This is a genomic window from Paraburkholderia sp. (assembly GCF_034668105.1).
Taxonomy (GTDB): domain Bacteria; phylum Pseudomonadota; class Gammaproteobacteria; order Burkholderiales; family Burkholderiaceae; genus Paraburkholderia.
Map to the genome: position 1 here is coordinate 1 of NZ_JAXDPY010000124.1, position 4,224 is coordinate 4,224.

Sequence of the window (4,224 nt, forward strand, 5' to 3'; positions counted from 1 at the left end):
CGGGGCGCGGGAAATGCCCGGTTACAACCATTATTGCGGGGCAATCAGATTGAGATTGAGTGCTTACCACAAGTGGCCTATGCTCCAACAAAGCATCGGAAAAGACACGTTAACCCTAATCTGACGTAAGCCTTACCGACACTTTTCAATTCCACCCGATTAGCCTGTTTCCGTCCTGAATCTTCCCGAGGGGAGTACCGTGAAACTGACCTTTGCAATATCGGTGGTCGCATTGGTACTGATCGCGGGCACCACGACCATCTGCATGTCCGGGGCCGTCAACGATCACACCACCGAGTACGGCGGTGTGCACGCGACGATGGAACAGCTGTTCAATCCCCACCTGAAAGTTTGTCGATAGTGCGGCGGTCGCGCTTGGTCGGCCTGCCGTGTAAAGCGGCGGCCGGTTCCCGGTACGTCTTGCGCCGTTCCTGCTCGGCCTGGCGTTTCACCTTGCTCTCTTCGGTTTCCGCATAAAGCGTTTGCGCGACGCTGGCGGGGCCACGCACGTCGCACACGCCCAGCACTTCCACCTGCCACACCATCCGCTCGATCTCGATCTCGACCAGATCGCCGACGCGCACATCTTTCGCCGGCTTGACGCTGGCGCCGCCAATGCGCACATGGGCTTTCTCGACGGCATCCGCGGCGAGCGAGCGGGTCTTGAAGAAGCGCGCCGCCCAAAGCCATTTGTCGATGCGCAGCTTCGCGCCCGGTTCCGTTGCAATCCTGTAGTTCATAACCCTGATCAAGCCCCGCTCGTGTGCGGCACCGACACCGCTTGCACGGGCCAGCCCTGCAGATTCTGCGCGACGATTTCTCCTAGTGCGGCGATCCACGGCTGCGAGGCGTTCAGGCAGGGAATCCGGTGAAATTCCTTGCCGCCCGCATGCACGAACTCGTCACGCACTTCCATGCCGATTTCTTCAATCGTTTCAAGGCAATCGGCGGTAAAGCCCGGGCAGAATACGTCGGCCCGCCGCACGCCCGCCGCGCCAAGTTCCTTCAGCGTGGGGGCGGTGTACGGCTGCAACCATTCGGCCTTGCCGAAGCGCGACTGGAACGTGATGCGGCATTCCACCTGCGTCAACCCCAGCGCCTGCATCAACAGCGCGCCGGTCTGCTGGCATTGCTCGTGGTACGGATCGCCCAGATCCAGGGTGCGCTTGGGGACGCCGTGAAAACTGAGCACCAGCTTGTCGCCCGCTGCAAAATCCGGCTTGCCGTGCTGATGCCAGTATTGATGCACTTGGGCCGCGAGCGCGGCGATATATGCCGGATGATCCGCGTACTGGCGCACCGTGCGGATTTCCGGCTGATTGCGCATGCGCTTGAGCGCCGAAAAGGCATCGTCGAAAGCCGTCGCCGTGGTCGAAGACGAATATTGCGGATACATGGGCATCAGCAGCACACGCTCGGCGCCCGCCAGCTTGAGCTGGTTCAGCATGGCAGGAATGCCGGGGGTGCCGTAGCGCATCGCGTAGTCGACCAGCACCGTGTAGTCGTTCAACTGCAGCAGATGGCGCAAGCCTTCTACCTGCTTCTCCGTGAAGACGCGCAGCGGCGAGCCTTCCGGCATCCACACGGCCGCGTACTTCTTCGCTGACGCGCGGCCCCGGAACGGCAAGATCGCCAAACGCAGGATCACCTGCCAGACGAGCGCTGGAATTTCGACCACGCGAGGATCGGACAGAAACTGCGCGAGATAGCGACGGACCGCGCGCGGCGTCGGCGCGTCGGGCGTACCGAGATTGATCAGCAGCACCGCGACACGGTGTGACGTGGCGTTCTGCGAGGGCCGCTCGAGGTCAAAGTGCATAGGCAGCAGGCGTAACCGCTTCAGGCGGAGTGTCGATTCAAAGTGGAATTCATTATAGCGGCGCGGTCCATTGCGGGGTCCGCCAGGGACCCCTGGCCATTCGGCCAATTGGCAAGCCGCGCGCCGTCGCGCATCATTTGCAATGTCGGCGGCCGCGGCCCGCAGTGAGCGCGGGTGTTACTGCTGGCTAAGGGTCAGGGAGAGCAGCCGCGCGGTGATATCCACAATCGGAATCACGCGGTTATAGGCCATGCGGGTCGGCCCGATCACGCCGAGCGTGCCGACGATCTTGCCGTTCACCTCGTAAGGCGCGGTCACCACGCTCATCTCTTCGATCGGCACGAGATTCGACTCGCCGCCGATGAAAATCTGCACGCCCGCGGCGTGACTCGACACGTCGAGCAACTGAAGGAGACTGGTCTTTTGGTCGAACACATCGAACAGCTTGCGCAAGCGCGCCATGTCCGACGAAAGGTCGGCGACTTCAAGCAGGTTACGCTCGCCGGAAATCAGCACGGTCTCACCGGTGTCCGATTCATCTGTGCTGGCCGTGACTGCGGCATGCATCAGCGTGGTCATGTCGCCACGCAATTCGTCGATTTCTTCGCGCAGGCGGCGGCGCACGTCGTCGAACGAGAGGCCGGCGAAATGCGCGTTGATGTAATTGGAGGCTTCCACCAGTTGCGACGGCGAGAAGTCGCGCTGGGTGGCCATGATGCGGTTCTGCACGTCGCCCTCGGGCGTCACGATGATCAGCAGGATGCGCTTGTCCGACAGGCGCATGAATTCGATCTGCTTGAACACGTGGCTGCGGCGCGGCGTGAGTACCACACCGGCGAACTGCGACAGATTGGAGAGCACGCTGGCCGCCGCGGCGACGATTTTCTGTGGTTCGCCCGCCTGCAGCGTAGTCTTGACGGTGCGCATGACCGCTTCTTCGTCCGCGGCGGATTCCACCGTCAGCATGGTATCGACGAACAACCGGTAGCCGCGCGGCGTTGGGATCCGGCCCGCTGAAGTATGCGGACTGATCACGAGCCCCAGGTCCTCCAGATCGGACATCACGTTGCGGATCGTTGCCGGACTCAGTTCGAGGCCGGAATAACGTGACAACGTGCGTGAGCCGACCGGCTGACCTTCGGCGATGTAGCGCTCGATCAGCGTTTTGAGGAGGGTTTGTGCGCGGGGATCTAGCATGACGGAAAATTTTAGCTCAATGACGCGTCTACAGCGAGCGCTAACGGCGCCAACCCCTGACTATCGCGCCGCCGGTTGGCGGGGCGGCGCCTGTTATTCTGTGCTTCGGACCCAGCGCCTGACCGGCGGCCGATTCGGCGGGTCCGCTGGCGGCACGCCGCTGCACTATAACGGGCGCGCATGTCATCAAGGCTTCACCATTCTAACGATAATCGCGCAATACACTGGCAGCCCGCATGCGCCGGCCCGCTACCGGGTCTGTCTGCGGTTCTTTTCAGGCCCTACCTATGGTGTAATGCCGGCATGCAAGTGACCAGCCAGTTCAAGACCGTCGCGCTCGTCGGGCGCAACAATACGCCGGGCATCGGCGAGCCGCTGACCGCGCTCGCCGCGTGCATCGCGAAGCGTGGCTTCGACGTTGTGTTCGAAGCAGAGACCGCCGCCGAAATCGGCGTAACCGACTACCCGGCGCTACGTCCCGCCGAGATCGGCGCGCGCGCCGACGTTGCCGTGGTGCTAGGCGGCGACGGCACAATGCTAGGCATTGGCCGCCAGCTTGCGCCCTACCGCACGCCGCTCATTGGCATCAACCACGGGCGGCTCGGCTTTATTACCGACATTCCGATCTCCGACATGCGCGAGATCGTGCCGCAAATGCTCTCCGGCAACTTCGAGCGCGAAGAGCGCGTGCTGCTCGAGGCGCGCATCATGCGCGACGGCAACCCGATCTATCACGCACTGGCATTCAACGACGTGGTGGTCAACCGAAGCGGTTTCTCGGGGATGGCGGAACTGCATGTCTCGGTAGACGGCCGCTTCATGTATAACCAGCGCTCGGATGGCCTGATCGTCGCCACGCCTACGGGCTCGACCGCCTACTCGCTGTCCTCGCAGGGGCCGATCCTGCATCCGCAATTGCAGGGCATCGTGCTGGTGCCAATCGCGCCGCACGCGCTGTCGAACCGGCCAATCGTGTTGCCTGACGACTCGAAGGTGAGGATCCAGATCGTCTCGGGGCGCGAAGTGAACGTCAATTTCGACATGCAGTCGTTCACGTCGCTGGAACTGAGCGACACGATCGAAGTGCGCCGTTCGCGTCATACGGTGCCGATGCTGCATCCGGTCGGCTACAGTTACTACGCCACGCTGCGCAAGAAGCTCCACTGGAACGAATATCCGTCGCACGAAGAAGACGCCAAGCCTTGAGC

The 4,224-nt window shown here is 62.3% G+C and carries 5 protein-coding genes; 2 read left to right on the forward strand and 3 right to left on the reverse strand.

The features are described 5' to 3' along the window. Nucleotides 1-199: 199 nt before the first annotated feature. A complete protein-coding gene (locus tag QOC89_RS05920; protein ID WP_012431795.1) occupies nucleotides 200-361 on the forward strand; it encodes a hypothetical protein in 162 nt (53 codons plus the stop codon). On the opposite strand, the gene QOC89_RS05925 is transcribed toward QOC89_RS05920, so the two are convergent. From QOC89_RS05925 to hrcA, 3 genes are all read right to left on the reverse strand, one after another. Beyond that, nucleotides 333-740 (reverse strand): RNA-binding S4 domain-containing protein, encoded by a 408-nt coding sequence (locus QOC89_RS05925; protein ID WP_323044176.1) that lies wholly within the window; start codon nucleotides 738-740, stop codon nucleotides 333-335. The genes QOC89_RS05920 and QOC89_RS05925 overlap by 29 nt on opposite strands. Nucleotides 741-748: 8 nt before the next feature. Then, nucleotides 749-1,819: a ferrochelatase gene (gene hemH / locus QOC89_RS05930; protein ID WP_323044177.1), complete on the reverse strand. Its 1,071-nt coding sequence runs from the start codon at nucleotides 1,817-1,819 to the stop codon at nucleotides 749-751. A 177-nt stretch (nucleotides 1,820-1,996) separates the two neighbouring features. Then, on the reverse strand, nucleotides 1,997-3,016 hold the full coding sequence (hrcA, locus tag QOC89_RS05935) for a heat-inducible transcriptional repressor HrcA (protein WP_120346113.1): 1,020 nt from the start codon (nucleotides 3,014-3,016) through the stop codon (nucleotides 1,997-1,999). A 303-nt stretch (nucleotides 3,017-3,319) separates the two neighbouring features. Here hrcA and QOC89_RS05940 point away from each other — a divergent pair, with 303 nt between their 5' ends. Then, nucleotides 3,320-4,222 carry an NAD kinase gene (locus QOC89_RS05940; protein WP_323044178.1) on the forward strand — a complete coding sequence of 301 codons (903 nt, stop codon included), beginning with the start codon at nucleotides 3,320-3,322 and terminating at the stop codon, nucleotides 4,220-4,222. Nucleotides 4,223-4,224: the final 2 nt, after the last annotated feature.

Coding starts and splice junctions, on each gene's coding strand:
- QOC89_RS05925 (WP_323044176.1), bottom strand. CDS start 740: ATGAACTACAGGATTGCAACGGAACCGGGCGCGAAGCTGCGCATCGAC.
- hemH (WP_323044177.1), bottom strand. CDS start 1,819: ATGCACTTTGACCTCGAGCGGCCCTCGCAGAACGCCACGTCACACCGT.
- hrcA (WP_120346113.1), bottom strand. CDS start 3,016: ATGCTAGATCCCCGCGCACAAACCCTCCTCAAAACGCTGATCGAGCGC.
- QOC89_RS05940 (WP_323044178.1), top strand. CDS start 3,320: ATGCAAGTGACCAGCCAGTTCAAGACCGTCGCGCTCGTCGGGCGCAAC.